Genomic DNA, 20,552 nt, shown 5'->3' with positions numbered 1-20,552 from the left:
CTGATACCGATGAAGATGCTCGATCACGACGTGCTGGCCACCGTCGTCGCCGTCGCGGAAACCGGCAACATGACCCGCGCCGCCGAGGCGGTGAACCGCTCGCAATCGGCCGTGAGCATGCAGATCAAGAGCCTCGAGGACGCGATCGGCCGGCCGCTGTTCGTGCGCAAGCCGCGCAGCATCGTGCTGACGCGCGAAGGCGAGGTGCTGCTGGGATTCGCCAGACGAATGCTGGCGCTGCGCGACGAGGCGTGGGCGGCCGTGGTGCGGCCGGAAGTGACCGGCAAGGTCGTGATCGGCGTGCCGGACGACTATGCGTCGTCGCTGCTGCCGTCGGTGCTGAAGAAGTTCTCCGCGACCTATCCGAAGGTCGAGATCCAGGTGATCGGGCTGCCGAGCAGCGCGCTCGCGCCGCTCCTGAAGGACGGCACCGTCGATCTCGTGTGCGGTACGCGCATCAAGGGGCTGTCCGGCGACTTCATCCGCCACGAGCCGATGGCGTGGGCCGCGATGACGAACGGGCCGCGCGTATGGGAAGAACGGCCGCTGCCGATCGCGGTGTTCATGCCGGGCAGCGTCGCGCGCGAGAACGCGATCCGCAGCCTCGAACGCGCGAAGCTGCCGTTTCGCACGTCCTATGAAAGCCCGAGCCTGCTCGGGCTGCTCAGCATGGTCGAGGCCGGGCTTGCGGTCGCGCCGCTCGCGCGCTGCGCGATTCCCGCGCAATTGTCGATGCTCGGCCGCTCGCACGGGCTGCCCGATCTGCCGCCGCTCGAGCTGATCCTCGCGCGCAGCACGAAATCGAAGCGCCCGCCGTGCGACTTTCTCGCGGAACAACTGATGGAAGACCTGCAGCGGCAAACCGGCCAGACCGGCGACGCCTGAGCCGCGGCCGGACGCGCGCCGCCTGCGCCGTCACGAGCCGCCGGGCCGTGGATGGCCGGCCGCGAGCAGCGCCGCGTTGACGATGCCCGCTATCGTGTCGACGAGCGCCTCCAGCGTGTCGCCATGCACATGCCTCCCGGCCGGCGGAATGCATTCGGTACGCCGGCCGCCCCACTGCGACCCGGCCGTCACCGACAGCGTCGCACCGAACCGGTTGCCGTGCCGCCGGCCGAAGATGCCGACGCGCTGCTCGCCCAGATACGCCTGCTCCGGAAGAAACAGCCGAATGTCGACCGCAACCTGGTCCGGATCGCCGGCGCGCGCAATCGCATCGGCCGACGGCGCGAACGTCTTCGCGATGCGCAGCGTCACGTGCGAATCCCAGGCGGCCAGCGGTCCGCCGGCCGCGTCGACACGTTCGAGGTCGACCGACCACTGATGGCGATCGGGCAGCCGGATCGCCTGACGCAGCAGCACGTCCGCCGCGCGCACGGTCACCCGCAACTGCAGGGCCAGCTGCGTGCCCGACGGCAACGTCGCCACGCGCACGCGGCCGCTTGCCGGACGCGTGGTCTGCACTTCTTCCATGAGGTGCATGGATTCCTCCCTGTCAAGGGCCGGCGCCGCGTGCGACGCGGCGCACAAACGCTCGCCGCGACCGACCGCCCACGGCACGATGGCCGGCGAATCGGCGGCGAACCCTACGGTACGAGCAATCGGCGTTCCCCGGCCGGACGATCCTGCGTCGCCACGCGCAGACGGCGGGCAACGGGACCGATCACGGCATCGACCTGCTGCGCGATCAGCATATGCAGCGTGAAGTCGAGATCCTCCGACGCGATGTCGAATTCCACATGGATCACGTCGCGCACGGTACGCGCGCTGACCACATACACGCCGAGCGGGGAATGCAGCAACGCCGCGAGCCGGGCGTGCGCGAGCGCGCCGGTGTCGGCCGTCAGCGTGACGGGCAACCGCAGGCGCGGGCGCGGCTGCGGAAATGGGATGACGGTCGTGCGCGCGCCGGCGCCCAGCTGGCGGCCGGCGATGTCGTATTCGGGTACGGGATGGATGAAGGTCATGGCGCGGACGGAGAGCGTCCTGGCTGTTGGACACATCCCGAGCTTAGAAGGCGCGGCATAAATACCGTGCAAAAAAACGGCTTTGCAATGCAAAAAATGGCATGCCGGAACAGCGGCGCATACCGGCCGGGTTGCGCTGCGTGCGCCCCGTCAACGCTGACAGGACAATCGCCGACGATCCGCCGATACACTGGTGCCACCGTGACGCCCGGCGTCCTCGATGCCGGACGGCGCTTTCATGGCACGCACGCTCCACCGCTTCCGGTTGGCCCGCCTGCATCGCACGCATTTCGCCCCGTTCCCGATCCGATGGAGTCCCGCTTGAACATCTGGCGCCCCACGCTGCACGACGCCCAACCCGAGGCCGTCCCGCATTCACGCGACACGTTCCCGGCTGCGCGGCCGTCTCGCGCGCGACCGGGCCAGCCGCAATGAGCGCCGGGCCGCGCAATGCCCGGATCGACGTGCTGCGCGGCGTGTCGATCCTGCTCGTCCTGCTGCATCACTTCAACATCCCGTATTCGCTGCGCGACACGTCCGTCGCGCGCATGCTCGGCTGGGACGCGGTGCATGCGGTGGTCCGCAACGGCAACTACGGCGTGACGATGTTCTTCGTGATTTCCGGCTACCTGATCACGTCGAATGCGCGCCGCCGCTGGGGCAGCCTCGGCGCGATGGACGTGCGCGCGTTCTACGTGTCGCGCATCGCGCGCATCGTCCCGTGCCTGCTCCTGCTGCTCGCCCTCGTCAACGGGCTGGCGGCGGCCGGCGTGCCGATCTTCGCGAACCACGCGCCGCAGGGTGTCGCCGTGTCGTTCTGGCTCGTCAATCTCGCATCGCTGACGTTCTGGATGAACGTGCTGATCGGCACGTACGGATGGGTCAATTACGCGCTCGGCGTGCTCTGGTCGCTGTCGGTCGAAGAGGTGTTCTACCTGTCGTTTCCGCTGCTGTGCATCGCCCTGCGCCGCGACGCGCTGCTGTTCGCGTTCTGGCTGGCGGTCGTCGCGATCGGCCCCGTGTACCGCGTCACGCATGCGGGCGACGAAGGCGGGTTTCTGTATGCGTATTTCGCGTGCTTCGACGGAATCGCGATCGGCTGCTGCACCGCGTTGCTGGCCGGACGCGCCGGCTGGCGGCGGCTCGCGGACGCGCCCGTGCAATGGCTGACCGCGATCGCGATGACCGTGCTCTATCTCGCGTGGCCGATCGCGCAGAGCCATGTGACCGGCGTGTCCGCGATGGCGCTCGGCACCGCCGTGCTGCTGATCGGCGCGCATGCCCGCGGCGAGCGAGCACCACCGGGCCGCGCGCTCGCGCCGCTGCGCTGGAGCGGCCGGCTCAGCTACGAGTTGTACCTGTTCCATCTGATCGCGCTCGGCGCGCTGCGCACGGTGTGGCCGCCCGCCACCATGCACGGCGACGGCAAGCTCCTGCTGCTCGTCGCGTATCTGGTGTTGTCGGCCGGATTGAGCGCGGCCGTCGCGCGCGGCTACGCGACGCCGCTCGAGCGCATCATCCGGCGGGCCGCGTCGCGACCCGCGGCGCGCATGCCGGACGCCGCGACTTGAACCGCGACCGACGGCATCCGCAGGGTCGATGAAAGGAAGCGCGCCACGATGCGGACATCACGCCACCTGTCCGATGGCGGCCCTGCGCATCGTGACGATGCGCGCAGGCGGAATATTTGCCCACACGATCCGGCTGGCGTCGGCAACAAATGCCGGATCGCGCAGCGGGTGACGCTCGGGCACGCGCAAATCGTAGGTGAACTGGATCATCACGCCGTCGACCGACAGCACGCGCTCGCACTGCCCGACGATCGCCGTCACGTCCTCGCGCGGCAGCGTGCGCAGCGGCAGGCAGGACACGATCGCATCGACCGCCGCGTCGGGCGGCAGCAGCCGCTCGAGCTGCCGCGCGTCGCCCGACACGATGGAGATGCCGGGAAAGCGGCGTCGCAGGTGCTGCACGAACGCCGGCGACCGCTCGACCACGACGAGGCGCCGTGGCGCGACGCCGCGTTCGAGCAACGCGGCGGTGATTGCGCCGGTGCCGCCGCCGAGTTCGACGACGAGTCCGTCGCCGTCGGGCACCGCATCGGCCATCTCGCGCGCCAGATGCCGCGAACTCGGGCACAACGCGCCCACCGCGGCCGGGCGGCCGACCCACTCGCGCACGAACAGTGCCGAGACACGCAACGCGTTCGGCCAGGTCATCGGCCGACCTTGCGCGGTTGCGCGTTCGGCTTCGACGTGCCAATGACTGCCTGCAACAGGGCTACGACGACACGGGGTTCTTTCACGTGCATCCTCCTGAAGAATCGGTTCGCCGCGCTCGCGCGGCGATCAATCGATTCTAGGAAATGCAAACTTAAGGCGACGTGAAGATTGTCCCTGATTGCGTCACCGATGCGGGCCGTGCAATCGATGGCGGCCCGATCAGCGGTCGACGCGCTGCTGAAACTGCGCGGGATACCGCTCGCCGACGATCGTGATCTGCCGCAGCGCCATCTCGATCGCCGACAATTCGTCGGTCGTCAGCACCACCGCGGCCGCGCCGATGTTTTCGTCAAGCCGATGCAGCTTCGTCGTGCCCGGAATCGGCACGATCCACGGCTTGCGGGCCAGCAGCCACGCGAGCGCGATCTGCGCGCGCGTCACGCCCTTGTCGGCCGCGATCCGGCCGAGCAGGTCGACGAGGCCCGCGTTGGCCCTGCGGTTTTCTTCCGAGAAGCGCGGCACGAGATTGCGGAAGTCGGTCGCATCGAACGTCGTGTTCGCGTCGATCGCCCCCGTCAGGAAACCCTTGCCGAGCGGGCTGAACGCCACGAAGCCGATGCCGAGCTCCTCGAGCGTCGGCAGGATGCGCTCCTCCGGCTCGCGCCACCACAGCGAATACTCGCTTTGCAGCGCCGCGACGGGCTGCACAGCGTGCGCGCGGCGAATCGTCTGCTCACCGGCTTCCGACAGCCCGAAGTGCGCGACCTTGCCTTCGCCGATCAGGTCCTTGACGGTGCCCGCGACATCCTCGATCGGCACGTTCGGATCGACGCGATGCTGATACAGCAGATCGATGCGGTCGACCTTCAGCCGCTTGAGCGCTGCGTCGGTCACCGCGCGAATGGTCGACGGCCGGCTGTCGACGCCCTTCATCGGCTCGCCGTTCTCGAAACCGAACTTGGTGGCGATCACGACCTGGTCGCGAAACGGTGCCACCGCCTCGCCCACCAGTTCCTCGTTGACGAACGGACCGTACGCTTCGGCCGTATCGAAGAAGGTCACGCCGCGTTCGAACGCCGTGCGAATCAGCGCGATACCGCTCGCCTTGTCGGTGGCCGGACCGTAGGCGTAGCTCAATCCCATGCAGCCGAGCCCGATTGCCGAGACTTCGAGGCCGCTCTTACCAAGCATGCGCTTTTGCATGAATTTCTCCTGCTGAAAGGTAAAGACGATCGACGGGATGCCGAGGAAGCGAGTGTAGGTTGATGGATACGCCTCAACAATCGGCGTACCATTTCATGCGTTATTGAGGAAATTTCATCAATGCTGCGCACCGGCCTCGGCGAACTCACGACCTTCATCACGATCGCGGAACAGCGCAGCTTCAGCGGCGCGGCCCGCATCCTCGGCGTGTCGCCGTCGGCGCTGAGCCACGCGATCCGCCATCTCGAAGCGCGGCTCGGCGTGCGCCTGTTCAACCGCACGACCCGCTCGGTCGCGCTGACCGAGGCCGGCGAACAGTTGCTGCTGCGCGTGCGGCCCGCGGTCGCCGATCTCGAGGACGCGATGAACGACGCCGCGACCGCCCGCAACCGGCCGTCCGGCCAGATCCGGATCAGCGCGTCGGAATCCGCGTCCCGCCCGCTGATCCGGCACGTGCTGCCCGGCTTCGTCGCGCGCTATCCGGACATTCATGTGGAGTTCGTCGTCGATTCGCGGATGATCGACATCGTCGAACACGGCTTCGACGCGGGCATCCGCGTGCGCGAGGACGTGCCGCGCGACATGATCGCCGTGCGGTTCGGCGATGCGGTCCGCTTGGTCGCGGTGGCGTCGCCCGACTACCTGGCGCGACACCCGGCGCCGGATACGCCGCAGGACCTCACGCGCCACCGGTGCATCCGGTTCCGCTTCGAAAGCGGCGCGCTCTATCGATGGGACCTGACGCGCGACGGCAAGCGCGTGAGCGTCGACGTCGACGGGCCGATGACGCTCGGCAACCTGAGCCTGATGGTCGACGCGGCGCTCGCCGGCATCGGCATCGCGTGGGTCACGCACGCGCGCGTCGCCGAGCATCTGGCCGACGGCCGGCTCGTGCGCGTGTTGCCCGAATGGGAGCAGACGTTCGACAGCCTGTGCCTCTACTATCCGGCGAACCGGCATCCGCCGGCGGCATTGCGGTTGTTCGTAGAGGCGGTGCGTGAATGGACGGATGCAGCGGGCAACGCGTCGGACAACTGATGGTTCGCCCCGCCCAGCCGCCTCACCGCAGGTTGGTCCGCGCGAGCTCGACGATCTCGTCGCCGCGCCCGCTCAGGATCGCGCGCAGCATGAACAGGCTGAAGCCCTTCGCATGCGCGATCTCGATCTTCGGCGGCATCGCCAGTTCGTACTTCGACGTGACGACGTCGACCACCGCCGGCCCGTCGTGCGCGAACGCCGTGCGCAGCGCATGCTCGACGTTCTCCGAATGCTCGACACGCACGCTGAAGATCCCCGCGCCCTTCGCGATCGCCGCGAAGTCGGTCGGGCTCAGGTCGACGTTCGTGTCGAGATAGCCGGCCGCCTTCAGCTCCATCGACACGAAGCCGAGCAGGCTGTTGTTGTAGACGACGATCTTGATCGGCAGGTTGAGCTGGCGCGCGGTCAAGAGATCGCCGAGCAGCATCGACAGCCCGCCGTCGCCCGACAGCGACACGACCTGCCGGCCCGGATGCGCGCCCTGCGCGCCGAGCGCCTGCGGCATCGCGTTCGCCATCGAGCCGTGGTTGAACGAGCCGTGCAGTTGGCGCTTGCCGTTCATCGTCAGGTAGCGCGCGGCCCACAGCGTCGGCGTGCCGACGTCGGCCGTGAAGATCGCGTCGTCGGCCGCGACGTCGTCGACGACTTTCGTCAGGTATTGCGGATGAATCGCGCGGCCCGGCGGCTCGGCCACGGCGAGATCGTCGAGCCCCTTGCGCGCGGCCGCATAATGCTTCAGCGCATTCTCGAGGAAGCGCCGCTGCGTCTTGCGCGTGAGGCGCGGCAGCAGCGCCGCGATTGTTTCCTTCACGGTGCCGACGAGCCCGAGCGCGAGCGGCGCGCGATGGCCGAGCTGCGAGCCCTTCCAGTCGATCTGCGCGATCTTCGCATGCGTCGGATAGAACGGCCGGTACGGGAAGTCCGTGCCGAGCATCAGCAGCGTGTCGCACGACTCCATCGCGTGATAGCCCGAGCTGAAGCCGATCAACCCCGTCATCCCGACGTCGAACGGGTTGTCCCATTCGACGAACTGCTTGCCGCGCAGCGCATGCACGACCGGCGCGCCGAGCGTGTCGGCCAGCTCGACCACCTCGTCGTGCGCGCCCTGCGTGCCGCTGCCGCACAGCAGCGTGACCGCGTCCGACGCATCGAGCAGCGCCGCGAGCCGGTCGAGATCGGCGTCGGCCGGCAGGATCGACGGCGGCGCCGAGTCGCTCCACGCCGGCAGCTCGTCCGGGCCGTCGCCGAGCGCGATGTCGCCCGGCAGTACGATCACCGCGACGCCGCGTTCCTCGATCGCGGTGCGCATCGCGCGCGCGAGCACGCGCGGGAACTGCGATGCGTTGGTCACGAGTTCCGCGAAATGACTGCACTCGCGGAACAGTTCCTGCGGATGGGTTTCCTGGAAATAGCCGAGGCCGATCTCGGTCGATGGAATGTGTGCGGCGATCGCGAGCACCGGCTGGTGATTGCGGTGGCAATCGTAGAGGCCGTTGATCAGGTGCAGGTTGCCGGGGCCGCAGCTGCCCGCGCAGACCGCGAGCCGTCCGGTCGACGCGGCATCCGCGCCGGCCGCGAACGCCGCACTTTCCTCGTGCCGCGTATGCATCCAGCGGATCGAACCGATCTGGCTCAGGCTGAACGACAGCCCGTTCAGGCTGTCGCCCGTCACGCCCCAGATGCGCTCGATGCCCGCTGCCGCCAGCGTCTTCGCCAGGTATTCCGCCATCGTCTGTCTAGCCATCATGCCCTCGCTCGTTGATCGGTCGTCACACGATATTCGGCCACGGCAGCCGCCGTCGCCGCTGACGGGACGAGCATACGCGATCGTGCCGCGCGGCGTCGTGACGACGCGGGCGTCATGCGCGGCGACGCGGCCAGGTGCGCTCCTCTTCGGTTGACGCATGCCGTTCAACGCAGCGTGCGCGGCCGACCACATCGCGATGCGCTATACCGGCAGCGCATGCGTCGACAGAATTTCCTTGAGCACCATGAACGAGCGCACCTGCCGCACACCGGGCAGGTACAGCAGCTGTTCCGCATGCAAGCGGTTGAAGCTCTCGTTGTCGCGCGTGCGCACCAGCATGAAGTAGTCGAATTCGCCGGTCACCACGTGACATTCGACGCACCCCGACACCTTCTGCGCGGCCTTCTCGAACTCGGCGAACGCCTCCGGCGTCGAACGATCGAGCACGAAGCCGATCACCACCAGCATCCCGGCACCCAGTGGCTTCGGGTCGAGCAGCGCCACGATGCCGCGAATCAACCCCATCTCCTTCAACCGCTCGACGCGCCGCAGGCACGCCGGCGCGCTCAGCTTCACCTTCGCGGCGAGGCTCACGTTCGAGATCGACGCGTCCTGCTGCAACTGCCGCAGGATCGCGCGGTCGATGCGGTCGAGCACCGGCGGCGTATCGGTCGGCAATGCGCTTCCACGATCTAATTTCATTGCGTCTCCCGTACTTTTTGCGAATCAAAATTAACTATCCGATCGCCATTTCATCTGTAACGTAGGTCGTCAGCATTTATTTCGCAAGCTCATTTCGCGGGGTCCTGCCTATCATTTTTCCATCGGGACACGGCGTGCCGGCCGCACCCGACCGACTCGAATTCCCGCCCACCGCCTTTCGGAGCTTGCCGATGAACCTGCAACGTTTCCCCCGTTATCCGCTCACGTTCGGCCCGACACCGATCCAGCCGCTCAAGCGCCTGAGCGCGCACCTCGGCGGCAAGGTCGAGCTATATGCGAAGCGCGAGGACTGCAACAGCGGCCTCGCTTTCGGCGGCAACAAGACGCGCAAGCTCGAATACCTCGTCCCCGACGCGCTCGCGCAAGGCGCCGACACGCTCGTGTCGATCGGCGGCGTGCAGTCGAACCAGACCCGCCAGGTCGCGGCCGTCGCCGCGCATCTGGGGATGAAGTGCGTGCTCGTGCAGGAGCACTGGGTCAACTACGAGGATCCGGTGTACGACCGCGTCGGGAACATCCAGCTGTCACGGATGATGGGCGCCGACGTGCGGCTCGTCGCCGACGGCTTCGACATCGGCATTCGCCGCAGTTGGGAAGAAGCGATGGAAAGCGTGCGGCAGGCGGGCGGCAAGCCATATCCGATTCCTGCCGGGTGTTCCGAGCATCCGCTCGGCGGGCTCGGGTTCGTCGGCTTCGCGGAAGAAGTACGCGAGCAGGAAGCGCAACTCGGCTTCAAGTTCGATTACGTCGTGGTCTGCTCGGTCACGGGCAGCACGCAGGCGGGGATGGTCGTCGGCTTCGCGGCCGACGGACGCGCGGACCGCGTGATCGGCATCGACGCGTCGGCAACGCCCGAGCGCACGCACGAACAGATCACGCGCATCGCCCGGCACACGGCCGAGCTGGTCGGGCTGGGGCGCGATATCGGCGAGCAGGACGTGGTGCTCGACACGCGCTATGCCGGGCCCGAATACGGACTGCCGAACGACGGCACGCTGGAGGCGATTCGTCTGTGTGCGCGGCTGGAAGGCGTGCTGACCGATCCCGTCTATGAAGGCAAATCGATGCACGGGATGATCGACAAAGTGCGGCGCGGGGAATTCGAGCCGGGGTCGAAGGTGCTGTACGCGCACCTCGGCGGGGTGCCGGCGTTGAGCGCGTATAGCGGGATTTTTCGGGAAGGTTGATCTCGCGTTGCGGCAGACCGGCGACGCATGCGCGACGTCGGCGCCGCGGAAATAACGCAAGGCGGAGGTCGCGAGCGGCCTTCGACGGCCGCTTCAACGAAACGATGCGCGGATCGGTCGCCATCGTCGGAATCGCCTTTTTTGATAGGAAACCTGATCGTCAGGGCGATCGGAACACCCGGTGTCATCGCAGGTCCGCACCATGTTGCCGGTGACGGACGCATCACGCGCACGCGGCCAACAGCAGCAGCCCCGGCGCCAGCAAACGACGAACCGTCGCTTCTTCTCCCACGTTCCATTTGCGCCGCACTGCTTCGCGCTATCTTGCCGCGAGCGCATACCCGGCTTGCGCGCGGCGGGGCGAATACAATTCACCCACGCCGACACGCAGTCCAAGGCTCTCTCAGGCTCTCTTCGAATCGTTCAGTCACGCGCTGGTTGCCGCTTTTCGCTGGGCCGACCGTTGTCGACACCGGCTTCCAAACATGACGCAACAAACAATAGTGACGTGGTGAGCAATAATAATGGAGAAAAATGGCATGTCAAGGTGATTCGCGATTTCAAAGTTTGCGCGTCGCGTCACTTTTGAATATGCTCTTCGTCGCTCAAACCAGGAGACCCCTTCGAGATGCCCAATAGCGAGCAGGCCAACGCCGACCTCATCACCGCCACCAAGGTGCGCGATCTGCTGACGCGCAACGGCGTCCCGCCGCGCAGTCACAACACGACGATCGCGAACGTGCTGGGCCTCAGTTTCTCGGTCGTCACGCGCAAGATGAAAGGCCTGATCCCGTGGAACCTGTCGCAGTTGCAGGACATCGCGACGCACTTCGGCGTGCCGCCCGCGATCCTGCTCGACGACAAGGGCACGCAGCCGGCCGCCGCGGAGATGATCGACGCGACGCTCGTGATCGAGTCGCGCCGTTTCCGCTGCCGTGCGGCGATCTCGGCGAAGGCCAGCAGCCAGACCGAAACGGACTTCGTCGCGTTGCAGTGGCAGGGCGAATGGATCGTCACCGAGCGCCAGCACGCACGCGAAGGCCGCCTCTATCCGGTCGACGTCATCGAACTGCGCTCGAGCCAGCCGACCGTGTACGCGGCGCGGATCGCGGTCGTCGACGATTCGCGGGACGTCGCCGAAACTGTCTGCGAATACTTCATCGAAAAAGGCGTGAACGCGATTCCGTACCATGACGGCGCGTCGTTCCGCAAGGCGCTGGAAGTCGAGGATTTCGACGGCTACATCCTCGACTGGATGCTCGGCGACCAGACCGCCGCCGAGCTCGTGCGCGGCATCCGTTCGAGCGAGAACGGCGGCGCGCCGATCTTCCTGCTGACCGGCAAGATCTCCACCGGCGAAGCGAGCGAGGACGAGATCGCGCACATCGTGTCGCACTACAACGCGCGCTGCGAGGAAAAGCCGGTGCGCCTGCCGATCCTGTTCGCCGAAGTCGCGCGCGAACTGAAGATCGCGCTGCCCGCCGCCACGGCCGCCGCCGCGAGCTGAGACCACGACAAGAACTCCACCACACGAACACGATCAAGGGGAAACACATGCGAATTTCGACCATCTGGGTCAAGAGCCTGGTCACGGCCTGCCTGCTCGGCATGGCCGCCGCGAGCTGGGCCGCGTCGTTCACGTTCACCGTCGACGGCAAGATCGGCCGCAGCAATCAGCCCGGCAAGACGACGTTCGTCTTTACCGAGCAGGCGCTGATGGCGCTGCCGCAGCACACGATCGTCACGTCGACGAGCTGGACGCCGAAGGCGACCTTCACCGGCCCGCGACTGTCCGACGTGCTGAAGACCGTCGACGCGCACGGCACGCAGATCGAGTTCCGCTGCATCGACGAATACACGTTCACGATCCCCGTGTCGGATGCCGACAAGTACGGCGTGATCCTCGCGCGCACGATGAACGGCAAGGTGCTCGGCAACGACAACTACGGCCCGCTGTGGATCATGTATCCGCGCGACCAGTATCCCGACGAGCTGAAGACGCCGCTCGGCGAAGCCAAGTTCGCATGGCAGATCATCGGCCTGACCGTGAAGTAAGCGCGTGACATGATGCGCGGGCGGTGGAAGAACAGAAAGATCATCCTCATCCTGGGATCGTTGTGGATCCTGGGATTCGCCGCGTGGGCGTTCCTGCTGTGGGACCTGCTCGCGACCTCGGTCAACGAGGGCGTGCTCGAAGGGCCGCGCGAAGGCGTGTTCTGGACGGCCGCGCAATACCGGAACGCCTACACGCGCTTCGACCGCCAGCTGATCCTCTACTCGACGCACGTGGACGACGACTTCGACAACGTGCAGATGCAGCTCGACAGCCTGTCGGTATCGTTCGGATTCCTGCAGCGACCGTCCGAAGTGTCCGAATACTGGCTGCGCATCCCGCGCGCGCGCGCCGAAATCGCGGTGCTCGGCGCATTCATGGCGCGCCTGAAGCACGACGTGCCGCTGCTGCGCAACGCGCCAAAGAATGCGCCGCGCGTGATCGACGACGTCAACGCATACTGGCCGAAGGTCAACGGCCTCGCGAACTACTTCCGCGCGATCGAGATGGCACAGCGCGACTTCACGTTCCATCAGCTGAAGGAAAAGCAGCGGGCGATCCTGTCGCTCGGCATCATCCTCGGCGTGATCCTGTGCGCGCTGTTCCTGCTGCTGTTCTACACGATGCGCACGCGCGACGACCTGCTCGAACGACAGGACGCGGCGCTCGACGCGGAGCGCAAGGCATCCGATCGCGCGTTCGAGATGATCGAGGCGAAGAACGCGTTCCTCGGGATGGTCAGCCATGAACTGCGCACACCGCTGCAGGCGATCTGCGGTTCGATCGAGATCCTGCTCGCACGGCCGCAATCCGACGCGAACCTGAAAACGATCCGGCGGCTGCAGAATTCCGCGTCGTCGCTCGAAGCGCTGGTCAAGGACCTGACCGATTACATCAAGCTGCGCTCGACCAAGCGCCTCGCCGAAACCGAAACGGTCGGCATGGCGTCGCTGCTTGCCGAGGTGCTCGATCCGCTGCGCGAGAAGATCGCGGCCAAGCGGATCGCCGTCGCACAGCGCGTCGAGCCTCACGACCTCGCGATCCGCTCCGATCGCAAGCTGTTGCGTCAGGTGCTGTCGAACCTGATCGAGAATTCGGTGAAATACACCGTCGACGGATCGATCGACGTATCGATCATGCTCGTCGACGCGCCGGCCGGCCGGCAACTGAAACTCGCGGTGCGGGACACGGGCGCCGGTATCGCGAAGCAGCATCTGCCGAAGATCTTCGAGCCGTTCTACCGCGCGAACGACGCGGTCGGCCTGCATGTGGACGGAATCGGCATGGGGCTCGCGGTCGTGCGCGAGATCGTGACGACGCTGCGCGGTCACGTCGACGTGCGCAGCGTCGTCGGCGAAGGCAGCGAGTTCGTCGTGACGCTGCCGGCCGAGGTGCCGGATGCCGGCGAAACGCCCGGCGACGCGCCCGCGTGGCCGGCCGTCGCCGCGCATCGCAACCGCCGCGCGCTCGTGGTCGACGACAACGACAACGCGCGCGAAACGCTCGGCGCGATGCTGTCGGCGCTCGGCCTCGACGTCGATCTGTGCGGCACCGGGCAGGAAGGCGTCGCCCGTTTCGGCGATACGCATTACGACCTCGTCGTGCTCGATCTCGAACTGCCGGACCTGAGTGGCTTCGAAGTCGCGCACCGCATCCGGATGGTCGCGCAGCCGGACGACGACGGAAAGTTTCCGTCGATCCTCGGTGTCAGCGCGTACGAATCGGCCGCGCTGCGCGAGAACCAGCGGGTGTTCGACGAATTCCTGCCGAAACCCGTTCACCTGCGCGAACTCGGCGCGCTCGTCGAGAAGCTGCTCGGCTGAGCAAGGCCGTGATGCGTGGCGGGCAGGCGTTCCGGCCGCCCGTTGCGCGTTTCCCGCTTACTCGCCGATCAAATGCAGCACGATGTCGCGCCGATGCGCGGCGCGACGATGCTCGAACAGATAGATGCCCTGCCACGTGCCGAGCACCATGCGTCCGTGCTCGATCGGGATCGACAGCTGCACTTGCGTGAGCGCCGTGCGCAGATGCGCGGGCATGTCGTCGGGGCCTTCGGTGTCGTGCTCGTAGCGCGTGTCGTCCTCGGGCGCGAGCGTCGCGAAGTAGCGTTCGAGGTCGCGCTGCACGGACGGATCCGCGTTCTCCTGAATCAGCAGCGACGCGGACGTATGGCGGCAGAACACGGTCAGCAGCCCGGTGCGGATCGCCTGCTGGTCGACGAATGCGCGCACTTGCGGCGTGAACTCGACGAGGCCGCTGCCGCGCGCGTCGACGCCGATATGCGTGATGGCCTGTTGCATGACGACGGCCTCAGGCGAGCGCGGCGAAGCCGTCGGACTCGATCTGCCCGGCATCGGCGGGGCGCACGACGCGCGCGACTTCGACCCCGTCGCGCAGGAATACCAGCGTCGGCCACAGCTTCACGCCGAACGAACGGCCGAGCGGCCGACCCGGGCCATCCTCGATCTTCAGGTGCCGCACGGCCGGATGCGCGGAAAACGACTCGACGATCGCGGGCTGCGCGCCCGCGCAGATTCCGCACCAGTTCGTGCCGAATTCGATGACGGTCGCACCGGCCAGTGCGTCGACTTCTGCGCGCGTCGGCGCGTTGGCGGTGTAGCGTTGCTCGATGTCCATCGGTCCCTCGTGTGCAATTGCGGAACGTGGCCGCCGCGCGCCGGCGTGGGCGGCACATGCGACCTTCGATTTCCCACTGTAGCGGAAAAGCACGCGCGATGCCGACGGCGGCCACGCCACGCCCCGCCCCGCGAATGACACGACAAGAATCGGAGCGCCGCGCGGCGGCGACGCGATCAGCATGCGAACTGATCCCGTCAACGAAGGAAAGGCCATGAACACCCCGCATCGCGTCACCGAACCCAACATCCTCTATTTCGGCACGCCCGTCGTGCTGATCAGCACGCTGAATCCGGACGGCACGGCCAATCTTGCGCCGATGTCGTCCGCGTTCTGGCTCGGCTGGCGCGGCATGCTCGGGCTCGCCGCCAGCTCGCAGACCACGCACAACCTGATGCGCACCGGCGAATGCGTGCTGAACCTGCCGTCGGCGGCGCAGGCGCAGGCGGTCGACCGCATCGCGCGCACGACGGGCACGCATCCGGTACCCGAGTCGAAGCAGGCGCGCGGCTACGTGTACGAACCGGACAAGTTCGGCACCGCCGGGCTCACCGAGACGCCCTCGCAGACCATCGCCCCGCCGCGCGCGCTCGAATGCCCGGTGCATCTGGAAGCGGTGGTCGCCGCCACGCACGGCATCGGCGACGAAGCGCCCGACCTGCGCGGCCACATCCGCGTGTTCGAGGTGCGCATCCAGCGCGTTCACGTACATCCCGACCTGCTGATGGACGGTCATCCGGACCGCATCGATCCGGACAAATGGTCGCCGCTGATCATGAGTTTTCAGAAGTTCTATGGCCTCGCGCCGCATCAGGTGCATGCGTCACGGCTCGCCGAGATTCCGGAGCGCGCCTATCGCAGCCCCGACATCGACCGCGCGCGCGAAGCGGGCATGTCGATCGGATAAGATACGGGCCGATCGACCCATGACCGAACCGACGGAGTGTTTCAGTGATTCAACCGACCCAAGTATTCAAGGACAACCTCGCGCAACTGCCGGCCATCGACGGTGTCGCGCGCATCGATCTCGTCGGCGCGAACGGCGACGTGGTCGCCAGCATCGAGAACCAGCCGGGCAAGCAGGGTTCGCTCGCGGTGTACAACTACCTGAAGCAGGCATTCGGCACGCTCGACGCGAAGGCCGCCGAGCACGGCCTCGCCGTGTTCGCGGAGCACACCGCCGACGCGCGTAACCGCCCGGGCGCACACCCGAACGTCGATCGTCTGCTGGCGATCGTCGACGGCGGCGACGCGCTGCGGATCGACGTGGTCGCGAAGGCCTGAATGCCCGGCGACGGGCACGCACGCAAACGGTCGATGCCCGTCCTTTCCCGGAGACTATCCACATGCGTCGCATGACTGTCCGGCCGTTCACCCGCCGCGTCGCATCGAGCGTCGCCCTCGCGTGCGTCGCGCTCGGCGGCACGGCGTCCGCCGAGACGCTGCACACGGCTTCCGATATCGCCGGCGCGTCCCTGGTTCCGCTCGGCGCGCTGCCGCGCTCGCCGGAGAACGGCACGCTCGACGCATTCTGTGCACGATATCGCGCGAAGACCGCAACCGCGGCCGGCCGCGACGTCGCGAAGCTCGGCTGGATCGTGACGTCGGAAGCGCCGCTCGGCCGCTACACGGTCGTCACGTTCGCGAGCGGTTTCAAGCCGGGGACGAGCGCGATCTGTTACGCGCGCAACGCAAACATCGGCGTCTTCGACGGCACGACGCTCGTCGCGCTCGGCTATACGGCACGCGCGGCCGGCTGGCAGCTCGGCTCGGTCGAGTCGCTGGAAAGCGGCGCGCTGCTGGTCTGGGGCGGCGACGGCCCGTCGGCGCCCGTCGGCGAGCTGCGCGAAGAGCATGGCGGCTTGCGGCTGACGGCGGTCGCCGCCGAACGCACGTACTGCCACGGCCGTGCGGTCGTGCCCAACGTGTACGGCAAGCCGCTCGATACGGCGCGCAAGATCCTGATCTCGCGTGGCTGGCAGCCGCTGCGTCCGCGCGAGAAGCCGGACCCGGCGGACGGCGCGGCCACGCTCGCGAAGCACGGGATCATCGAAGCCGAAGCGTGCTCGGGCACAGGCATGGGGTATTGCGCGCTGCGGTATCGGAGCGCGGCCGGCGTGCTCGGTGTGACGACGGCCGGCGGCGAGCCGGACACGCCGTCGGCGAATACCGTGATCGATTATCAGGTGGCTTGCAGGAAACAGTGATCGGCGCGGTGCGGCGCGTCGACGAGTGCGCGTGATTCCTCGCGCTTGCTCGCATGGCATGCGTTTGTCGTCGCGCGGAAGATGGAACAAATACGTTGACGATCGGCCGTCCGGTCGATTGACCCGCTCCACGTGCGCTCCTAAACTGACCTCCCTTTCGGGCATCTCCAGCACAAGGGGACTTCCATGATCGACCTCTCCACGCTCGCGCTGTTCTCCGGCGCGTGTCTCGCGCTGACCGCCACACCCGGCCCCGACATGCTGCTGATTGCGTCGCGCAGCTGAGCCAGGGCCGCCGCGCGGGGTTCGCCACGCTCGCGGGCATTCAGGTCGGCACCTACTGTCATGCGCTCGCAGCCGCGCTCGGGCTGTCTCAGCTCTTCGTCGCGGTGCCGCTGGCGTACGACGCCGTGCGATTCGCCGGCGCCGCGTATCTGCTTTACCTCGCATGGAAGACATTCCGTTCGGATGCGACCGCGCTGTCGCCGGCCGCGTCGCCTCGCCGCCATTCGACCGCCGCGATCTTCCGCCAGGGCGTGATGACGAACCTGCTGAATCCGAAGATGGCGCTGTTCGTCCTCGCGCTGTTCCCGCAATTCGTGCGTCCCGAGCATGGCTCGATCGCCGTGCAGATCCTCGTTCTCGCGACGGTGCTCAATGCAATCGGACTCGTCGTCAACGGCGCGGTGATTCTGTCCGCGAGCCGGTTGGGTCAGCGCATCGGCGCGCGACGCCAGCCGTCGAAGCTGCCGCGGTATCTGCTCGGAACGGTGTTCGTGGGATTGGCCGCCCGGCTGGCGGTGGCGGGACGGAATTGATCGTGAACCGGCCGACTCCGAAGTCCGTACCGAATACGATCGACTGACGCGCGAGAAATTCGTGTCACTCGATGCGATGCCTGGAAGACGGCGCCGCCGTATCCCCGGCCGGCGCACCATAAGCGGCTGAAAACCCGTGTCGATCAACATGCGAACCTCACGCGAGTGGACATGGCCGCGTGCATGACGGGACCAGCGCGCGCCGCCCGGTAGCGAATTCCGGTACCGGCGCGCGGCGCGCGCAATCGTCAGCGATTCGCGCCGAGCGCCACGCGCAGCCGCTCCATCAGCCGCGTGTAGTGCCGCACCACATCGGCCTTGTCCGTCACGTTCGCGATCGAGAACCGCTCGGACCACGCGGCCTTCCACTCATACGTGCCGTGCACGCTGCGGTCGCCGTCCGGCGACTGGATCAGCGAACGGATCCGCGCGTCGCGCCCCGGTCCCGTATGCATCTCGAACAACGCGTGGATGAACGTGTGATACGCGTCGTACACGTCGTCGTCGAACAGGTAACGGTAGATGTGAAACGTGCGGTCGAGTTCGCGCTTCGCGCGGATCACGTCGTCCGGCGGGATGTCCTTCCAGTAGCCGATCCACGTGTAGAAGCACAGCAGCGCATTGAGCTGCGGCGCGACCGTGTCGTACAGCGTGAGGCGCTTCTCGATCAGCCGCTGGTTGGTCCATTGCACGAGCTCGAGCCGCTTCAATCGGCGCGCGACGAGCCAGCCGAGACACGCGACCGACAACGGTGTCAGCACGCCGAGCACGAGCTTGACGATTTCCAGCGAATTCCACGGATTGTTGAATGGCTGCATGAATGGCTCGACAAGATGGACGCACCGCCCGGCGGATCGCATCGCGCGCAGCGCGCGTGTTCGCCGATCCCTTTGCGGCTGACCGTTAGTTGCTTGCGCATCGAAGTCGCACCGTGATGCGCCCGGTGCGCGGCGAAGCGGCTCGTCCTTCCAGTGTATCGGCCAAATGTCACTGGCCGGTGACGATTCGCCGAATCGTCGTCACGCGCCCGTGCCGCGTTACGTCGGCAGCGCCGACGTGAGCTTGACCTTCTGCATCGGAATGTCGGTTTTCACGCTCAGCACGCCCGGGATGCGCGTCAGGTATTCCATCTGGAAGCGCCGGTAGTCGTCGATGTCGGCGGCCACCACGCGCAGCAGGAAATCGCAGTCGCCGGCCATCAGGTGGCATTCGACCACTTCCGGCATCTGCTGGACGGCCTCGGCGAAGCGGTTCACGGATTCGGCGTCCTGCCCCTTCAGCCACACGCGCGTGAAGATCGTCAGCCCCTTGCCGACCTTCGCCGGGTTCAGCACGGCCACGTATTTCTCGATCACGCCCGCTTCCTCGAGCAGCCGCACGCGCCGCAGGCACGGCGACGGCGACAGCCCGACCTCGTGCGCGAGTTCCACGTTCTGCATGCGGCCGTCGCGTTGCAGCGCGCTCAGGATCCGCCGGTCGATAGCGTCAAGCTTCATTGGCATCAAATTCCAAAAAATTCGCAAATTGCTCACTCGATGCCAAATTCTCGTGAATATCGATCCGCAACGCAACCCGATTCGAGTCAAAAAAGCAGACAATCCTCCTCCCCGAAGGAGGAGTAATGAGCAGTAGCGTTTCAACGTCGTCCGGGCTTCGCGACAGGCCCGCCTATGTCGCCGAGATGGGCCGCGGATTGCGCGCGGCGCTGCCCGTCATGCTGGGTTTCGTGCCGTTCGCGCTGGTGCTCGGCGCGCAGGCTGCGCAAAAAGGGCTGAGCCTGTTCGAGGTCCCGATGATGACGGGCCTGAATTTCGGCGGCGGCTCGGAATTCGCGGCGATCCATCTGTGGACGTCGCCGCCGCACATCGCGCTGATCGTCGCGATGTCGTTCCTCGTGAATTCGCGCCACATCCTGATGGGCGCGGCGTTCGCGCCGTACATCCGGCGCCTGCCGCGCCGCCGCGCATTCGCCGCGCTGTTCTTCATGTGCGACGAAAGCTGGGCGATGTCGCTTGCCGACGCACGCTCGCGCTCGGCCACGCACATCAGCGTCCCGTATTACGCGGGCGTGTGCGCCGGGCTGTACCTGACGTGGATCTCGATGACGACGCTCGGCGCGGCGGTCGGCCCGACGATCGGCAACGTCGAGCAGTACGGCTTCGACATGGCGTTCACGGCCGTGTTTCTGGTGCTGCTGCGTGGGATGTGGAAGGGCATGCGCGCGAGCCGTCCATGGTTCGTGAGCCTCGTCGTCGCGGCCGCCACGCACCTGGCCGTGCCCGGCGCGTGGTACGTCCCGGCCGGCGCGTGCGCGGGGCTGATCGCCGCGCTGCTGTGGGAGCCGCGCGATGCTGCCTGATTTCGCGACGGTCGCGACCATCGTGCTGATGGCGTCGACGACTTACCTGTCGCGCGTGCTCGGCTACGTGCTGCTGCGCAACCGCACGCTGAGCCCGCGGATGGCGTCGGTGATGGAGAACGTGCCCGGTTGCGTGCTGATCTCGGTGATCGCGCCGGCCTTCGTGTCGACGCGCCCGGCCGATCTGCTCGCGCTCGCCATCACGCTGATCGCGGCGACCCGCCTGTCGATCCTGCCGACCGTCATCGTCGGCGTCGTGTCGGCCGGCCTGCTGCGGTATTTGCTCGGGTAATCGGGTAACGCGGTTCCGAGCGCCGCGCGGGCGACATATCGAAGCGGAAGACGGGCGCGCCATGCGCCCGTTTTCGCATCCGCGCGCCGGGAGCGGCTT

General features: G+C 67.0%; 22 protein-coding genes and 1 pseudogene. 13 read left to right on the top strand and 10 right to left on the bottom strand.

The features are described 5' to 3' along the window. Nucleotides 1-9 precede the first annotated feature (9 nt). Nucleotides 10-885: a LysR family transcriptional regulator gene (locus WS87_RS18300; protein WP_044848057.1), complete on the top strand. Its 876-nt coding sequence runs from the start codon at nucleotides 10-12 to the stop codon at nucleotides 883-885. Nucleotides 886-915: 30 nt separating this feature from the next. On the opposite strand, the gene WS87_RS18295 is transcribed toward WS87_RS18300, so the two are convergent. Further along, nucleotides 916-1,482, bottom strand: coding sequence for a hypothetical protein (locus WS87_RS18295; protein ID WP_059818435.1), 567 nt, complete (start codon nucleotides 1,480-1,482; stop codon nucleotides 916-918). A 104-nt stretch (nucleotides 1,483-1,586) separates the two neighbouring features. Then, entirely contained in the window at nucleotides 1,587-1,967 is a 381-nt protein-coding gene (locus WS87_RS18290) for a hypothetical protein (protein ID WP_059818436.1), read from the bottom strand. Between the two features lie 431 nt (nucleotides 1,968-2,398). Here WS87_RS18290 and WS87_RS18285 point away from each other — a divergent pair, with 431 nt between their 5' ends. Beyond that, complete coding sequence (locus WS87_RS18285) at nucleotides 2,399-3,538, top strand: acyltransferase family protein (protein ID WP_059818437.1); 1,140 nt, start codon at nucleotides 2,399-2,401, stop codon at nucleotides 3,536-3,538. 57 nt (nucleotides 3,539-3,595) lie between these two features. Here WS87_RS18285 and WS87_RS18280 read toward each other — a convergent pair whose 3' ends face one another. Both WS87_RS18280 and WS87_RS18275 read right to left on the bottom strand, forming a co-directional pair. Next, a complete protein-coding gene (locus tag WS87_RS18280) occupies nucleotides 3,596-4,186 on the bottom strand; it encodes a class I SAM-dependent methyltransferase (RefSeq protein WP_059692532.1) in 591 nt (196 codons plus the stop codon). A gap of 222 nt (nucleotides 4,187-4,408) precedes the next feature. After that, nucleotides 4,409-5,392 carry an aldo/keto reductase gene (locus tag WS87_RS18275; RefSeq protein WP_059818438.1) on the bottom strand — a complete coding sequence of 328 codons (984 nt, stop codon included), beginning with the start codon at nucleotides 5,390-5,392 and terminating at the stop codon, nucleotides 4,409-4,411. A 120-nt stretch (nucleotides 5,393-5,512) separates the two neighbouring features. Here WS87_RS18275 and WS87_RS18270 point away from each other — a divergent pair, with 120 nt between their 5' ends. Then, a complete protein-coding gene (locus WS87_RS18270; RefSeq protein WP_059818439.1) occupies nucleotides 5,513-6,430 on the top strand; it encodes a LysR family transcriptional regulator in 918 nt (305 codons plus the stop codon). A 22-nt stretch (nucleotides 6,431-6,452) separates the two neighbouring features. On the opposite strand, the gene poxB is transcribed toward WS87_RS18270, so the two are convergent. Together poxB and WS87_RS18260 are read right to left on the bottom strand one after the other, a co-directional pair. Then, nucleotides 6,453-8,174 carry a ubiquinone-dependent pyruvate dehydrogenase gene (gene poxB, locus WS87_RS18265; protein WP_059818440.1) on the bottom strand — a complete coding sequence of 574 codons (1,722 nt, stop codon included), beginning with the start codon at nucleotides 8,172-8,174 and terminating at the stop codon, nucleotides 6,453-6,455. A gap of 204 nt (nucleotides 8,175-8,378) precedes the next feature. Then, entirely contained in the window at nucleotides 8,379-8,879 is a 501-nt protein-coding gene (locus tag WS87_RS18260) for an Lrp/AsnC family transcriptional regulator (protein ID WP_059818441.1), read from the bottom strand. A gap of 191 nt (nucleotides 8,880-9,070) precedes the next feature. Between WS87_RS18260 and WS87_RS18255 the strand changes: the two genes are divergently transcribed. The 4 genes from WS87_RS18255 to atsR all read left to right on the top strand — a co-directional run bounded on the left by WS87_RS18255 (nucleotide 9,071) and on the right by atsR (nucleotide 13,963). Then, nucleotides 9,071-10,087 (top strand): 1-aminocyclopropane-1-carboxylate deaminase, encoded by a 1,017-nt coding sequence (locus WS87_RS18255; RefSeq protein WP_059818442.1) that lies wholly within the window; start codon nucleotides 9,071-9,073, stop codon nucleotides 10,085-10,087. Nucleotides 10,088-10,715: 628 nt separating this feature from the next. Continuing rightward, nucleotides 10,716-11,594 (top strand): response regulator, encoded by an 879-nt coding sequence (locus WS87_RS18250; RefSeq protein WP_059818443.1) that lies wholly within the window; start codon nucleotides 10,716-10,718, stop codon nucleotides 11,592-11,594. A gap of 47 nt (nucleotides 11,595-11,641) precedes the next feature. Beyond that, nucleotides 11,642-12,142, top strand: a complete 501-nt coding sequence (locus WS87_RS18245; RefSeq protein WP_059533695.1) for a molybdopterin-dependent oxidoreductase — start codon at nucleotides 11,642-11,644, stop codon at nucleotides 12,140-12,142. Nucleotides 12,143-12,151: 9 nt separating this feature from the next. Continuing rightward, nucleotides 12,152-13,963 (top strand): hybrid sensor histidine kinase/response regulator AtsR, encoded by a 1,812-nt coding sequence (gene atsR / locus WS87_RS18240; RefSeq protein ID WP_059818444.1) that lies wholly within the window; start codon nucleotides 12,152-12,154, stop codon nucleotides 13,961-13,963. A gap of 57 nt (nucleotides 13,964-14,020) precedes the next feature. Here the strand turns inward: atsR and WS87_RS18235 are convergent, their stop codons facing one another. Beyond that, nucleotides 14,021-14,440 carry a secondary thiamine-phosphate synthase enzyme YjbQ gene (locus tag WS87_RS18235; protein WP_059464957.1) on the bottom strand — a complete coding sequence of 140 codons (420 nt, stop codon included), beginning with the start codon at nucleotides 14,438-14,440 and terminating at the stop codon, nucleotides 14,021-14,023. A gap of 10 nt (nucleotides 14,441-14,450) precedes the next feature. Beyond that, on the bottom strand, nucleotides 14,451-14,777 hold the full coding sequence (locus WS87_RS18230; RefSeq protein WP_059818459.1) for a thioredoxin family protein: 327 nt from the start codon (nucleotides 14,775-14,777) through the stop codon (nucleotides 14,451-14,453). A gap of 214 nt (nucleotides 14,778-14,991) precedes the next feature. Here WS87_RS18230 and WS87_RS18225 point away from each other — a divergent pair, with 214 nt between their 5' ends. The 4 genes and pseudogenes from WS87_RS18225 to WS87_RS18210 all read left to right on the top strand — a co-directional run bounded on the left by WS87_RS18225 (nucleotide 14,992) and on the right by WS87_RS18210 (nucleotide 17,802). Beyond that, nucleotides 14,992-15,684, top strand: a complete 693-nt coding sequence (locus WS87_RS18225) for a flavin reductase family protein (RefSeq protein ID WP_059818445.1) — start codon at nucleotides 14,992-14,994, stop codon at nucleotides 15,682-15,684. Between the two features lie 44 nt (nucleotides 15,685-15,728). Continuing rightward, on the top strand, nucleotides 15,729-16,061 hold the full coding sequence (locus tag WS87_RS18220; protein WP_059533687.1) for a DUF2322 family protein: 333 nt from the start codon (nucleotides 15,729-15,731) through the stop codon (nucleotides 16,059-16,061). A gap of 62 nt (nucleotides 16,062-16,123) precedes the next feature. Further along, nucleotides 16,124-16,984, top strand: coding sequence for a hypothetical protein (locus WS87_RS18215; protein ID WP_059818446.1), 861 nt, complete (start codon nucleotides 16,124-16,126; stop codon nucleotides 16,982-16,984). Between the two features lie 186 nt (nucleotides 16,985-17,170). Beyond that, nucleotides 17,171-17,802: pseudogene (locus tag WS87_RS18210) on the top strand (LysE family translocator). Nucleotides 17,803-18,050: 248 nt separating this feature from the next. On the opposite strand, the gene WS87_RS18205 reads toward WS87_RS18210, so the two are convergent. Both WS87_RS18205 and WS87_RS18200 read right to left on the bottom strand, forming a co-directional pair. Then, the gene (locus tag WS87_RS18205; protein ID WP_059818447.1) at nucleotides 18,051-18,620 is read right to left on the bottom strand and encodes a hypothetical protein; all 570 of its coding nucleotides are present in this window, start codon (nucleotides 18,618-18,620) and stop codon (nucleotides 18,051-18,053) included. A 219-nt stretch (nucleotides 18,621-18,839) separates the two neighbouring features. Beyond that, nucleotides 18,840-19,298 (bottom strand): Lrp/AsnC family transcriptional regulator, encoded by a 459-nt coding sequence (locus WS87_RS18200; RefSeq protein ID WP_006486309.1) that lies wholly within the window; start codon nucleotides 19,296-19,298, stop codon nucleotides 18,840-18,842. Nucleotides 19,299-19,423: 125 nt separating this feature from the next. Between WS87_RS18200 and WS87_RS18195 the strand changes: the two genes are divergently transcribed. Both WS87_RS18195 and WS87_RS18190 read left to right on the top strand, forming a co-directional pair. Continuing rightward, the gene (locus WS87_RS18195) at nucleotides 19,424-20,161 is read left to right on the top strand and encodes an AzlC family ABC transporter permease (RefSeq protein WP_059533681.1); all 738 of its coding nucleotides are present in this window, start codon (nucleotides 19,424-19,426) and stop codon (nucleotides 20,159-20,161) included. Further along, entirely contained in the window at nucleotides 20,151-20,453 is a 303-nt protein-coding gene (locus tag WS87_RS18190) for an AzlD family protein (RefSeq protein ID WP_082750628.1), read from the top strand. The genes WS87_RS18195 and WS87_RS18190 overlap by 11 nt, the downstream gene beginning before the upstream one ends. Nucleotides 20,454-20,552: the final 99 nt, after the last annotated feature.

It is taken from the genome of Burkholderia sp. MSMB0856, assembly GCF_001524645.2.
GTDB lineage: Bacteria > Pseudomonadota > Gammaproteobacteria > Burkholderiales > Burkholderiaceae > Burkholderia > Burkholderia diffusa.
The sequence above is the reverse complement of the archived record's forward strand: the minus strand, read 5'-3'. Positions and strand labels throughout refer to the sequence as shown.

Excerpts from the sequence above, each read along its gene's own strand:
- WS87_RS18280 (WP_059692532.1), bottom strand. The coding sequence starts at position 4,186 with ATGACCTGGCCGAACGCGTTGCGTGTCTCGGCACTGTTCGTGCGCGAG.
- WS87_RS18300 (WP_044848057.1), top strand. The coding sequence starts at position 10 with ATGAAGATGCTCGATCACGACGTGCTGGCCACCGTCGTCGCCGTCGCG.
- WS87_RS18290 (WP_059818436.1), bottom strand. The coding sequence starts at position 1,967 with ATGACCTTCATCCATCCCGTACCCGAATACGACATCGCCGGCCGCCAG.
- WS87_RS18260 (WP_059818441.1), bottom strand. The coding sequence starts at position 8,879 with ATGAAATTAGATCGTGGAAGCGCATTGCCGACCGATACGCCGCCGGTG.
- WS87_RS18195 (WP_059533681.1), top strand. The coding sequence starts at position 19,424 with ATGAGCAGTAGCGTTTCAACGTCGTCCGGGCTTCGCGACAGGCCCGCC.
- WS87_RS18245 (WP_059533695.1), top strand. The coding sequence starts at position 11,642 with ATGCGAATTTCGACCATCTGGGTCAAGAGCCTGGTCACGGCCTGCCTG.
- WS87_RS18255 (WP_059818442.1), top strand. The coding sequence starts at position 9,071 with ATGAACCTGCAACGTTTCCCCCGTTATCCGCTCACGTTCGGCCCGACA.
- WS87_RS18285 (WP_059818437.1), top strand. The coding sequence starts at position 2,399 with ATGAGCGCCGGGCCGCGCAATGCCCGGATCGACGTGCTGCGCGGCGTG.
- WS87_RS18295 (WP_059818435.1), bottom strand. The coding sequence starts at position 1,482 with ATGCACCTCATGGAAGAAGTGCAGACCACGCGTCCGGCAAGCGGCCGC.
- atsR (WP_059818444.1), top strand. The coding sequence starts at position 12,152 with ATGATGCGCGGGCGGTGGAAGAACAGAAAGATCATCCTCATCCTGGGA.
- WS87_RS18205 (WP_059818447.1), bottom strand. The coding sequence starts at position 18,620 with ATGCAGCCATTCAACAATCCGTGGAATTCGCTGGAAATCGTCAAGCTC.
- WS87_RS18225 (WP_059818445.1), top strand. The coding sequence starts at position 14,992 with ATGAACACCCCGCATCGCGTCACCGAACCCAACATCCTCTATTTCGGC.
- WS87_RS18235 (WP_059464957.1), bottom strand. The coding sequence starts at position 14,440 with ATGCAACAGGCCATCACGCATATCGGCGTCGACGCGCGCGGCAGCGGC.
- poxB (WP_059818440.1), bottom strand. The coding sequence starts at position 8,174 with ATGGCTAGACAGACGATGGCGGAATACCTGGCGAAGACGCTGGCGGCA.
- WS87_RS18200 (WP_006486309.1), bottom strand. The coding sequence starts at position 19,298 with ATGAAGCTTGACGCTATCGACCGGCGGATCCTGAGCGCGCTGCAACGC.
- WS87_RS18250 (WP_059818443.1), top strand. The coding sequence starts at position 10,716 with ATGCCCAATAGCGAGCAGGCCAACGCCGACCTCATCACCGCCACCAAG.
- WS87_RS18275 (WP_059818438.1), bottom strand. The coding sequence starts at position 5,392 with ATGCAAAAGCGCATGCTTGGTAAGAGCGGCCTCGAAGTCTCGGCAATC.
- WS87_RS18215 (WP_059818446.1), top strand. The coding sequence starts at position 16,124 with ATGCGTCGCATGACTGTCCGGCCGTTCACCCGCCGCGTCGCATCGAGC.
- WS87_RS18270 (WP_059818439.1), top strand. The coding sequence starts at position 5,513 with ATGCTGCGCACCGGCCTCGGCGAACTCACGACCTTCATCACGATCGCG.
- WS87_RS18230 (WP_059818459.1), bottom strand. The coding sequence starts at position 14,777 with ATGGACATCGAGCAACGCTACACCGCCAACGCGCCGACGCGCGCAGAA.
- WS87_RS18190 (WP_082750628.1), top strand. The coding sequence starts at position 20,151 with ATGCTGCCTGATTTCGCGACGGTCGCGACCATCGTGCTGATGGCGTCG.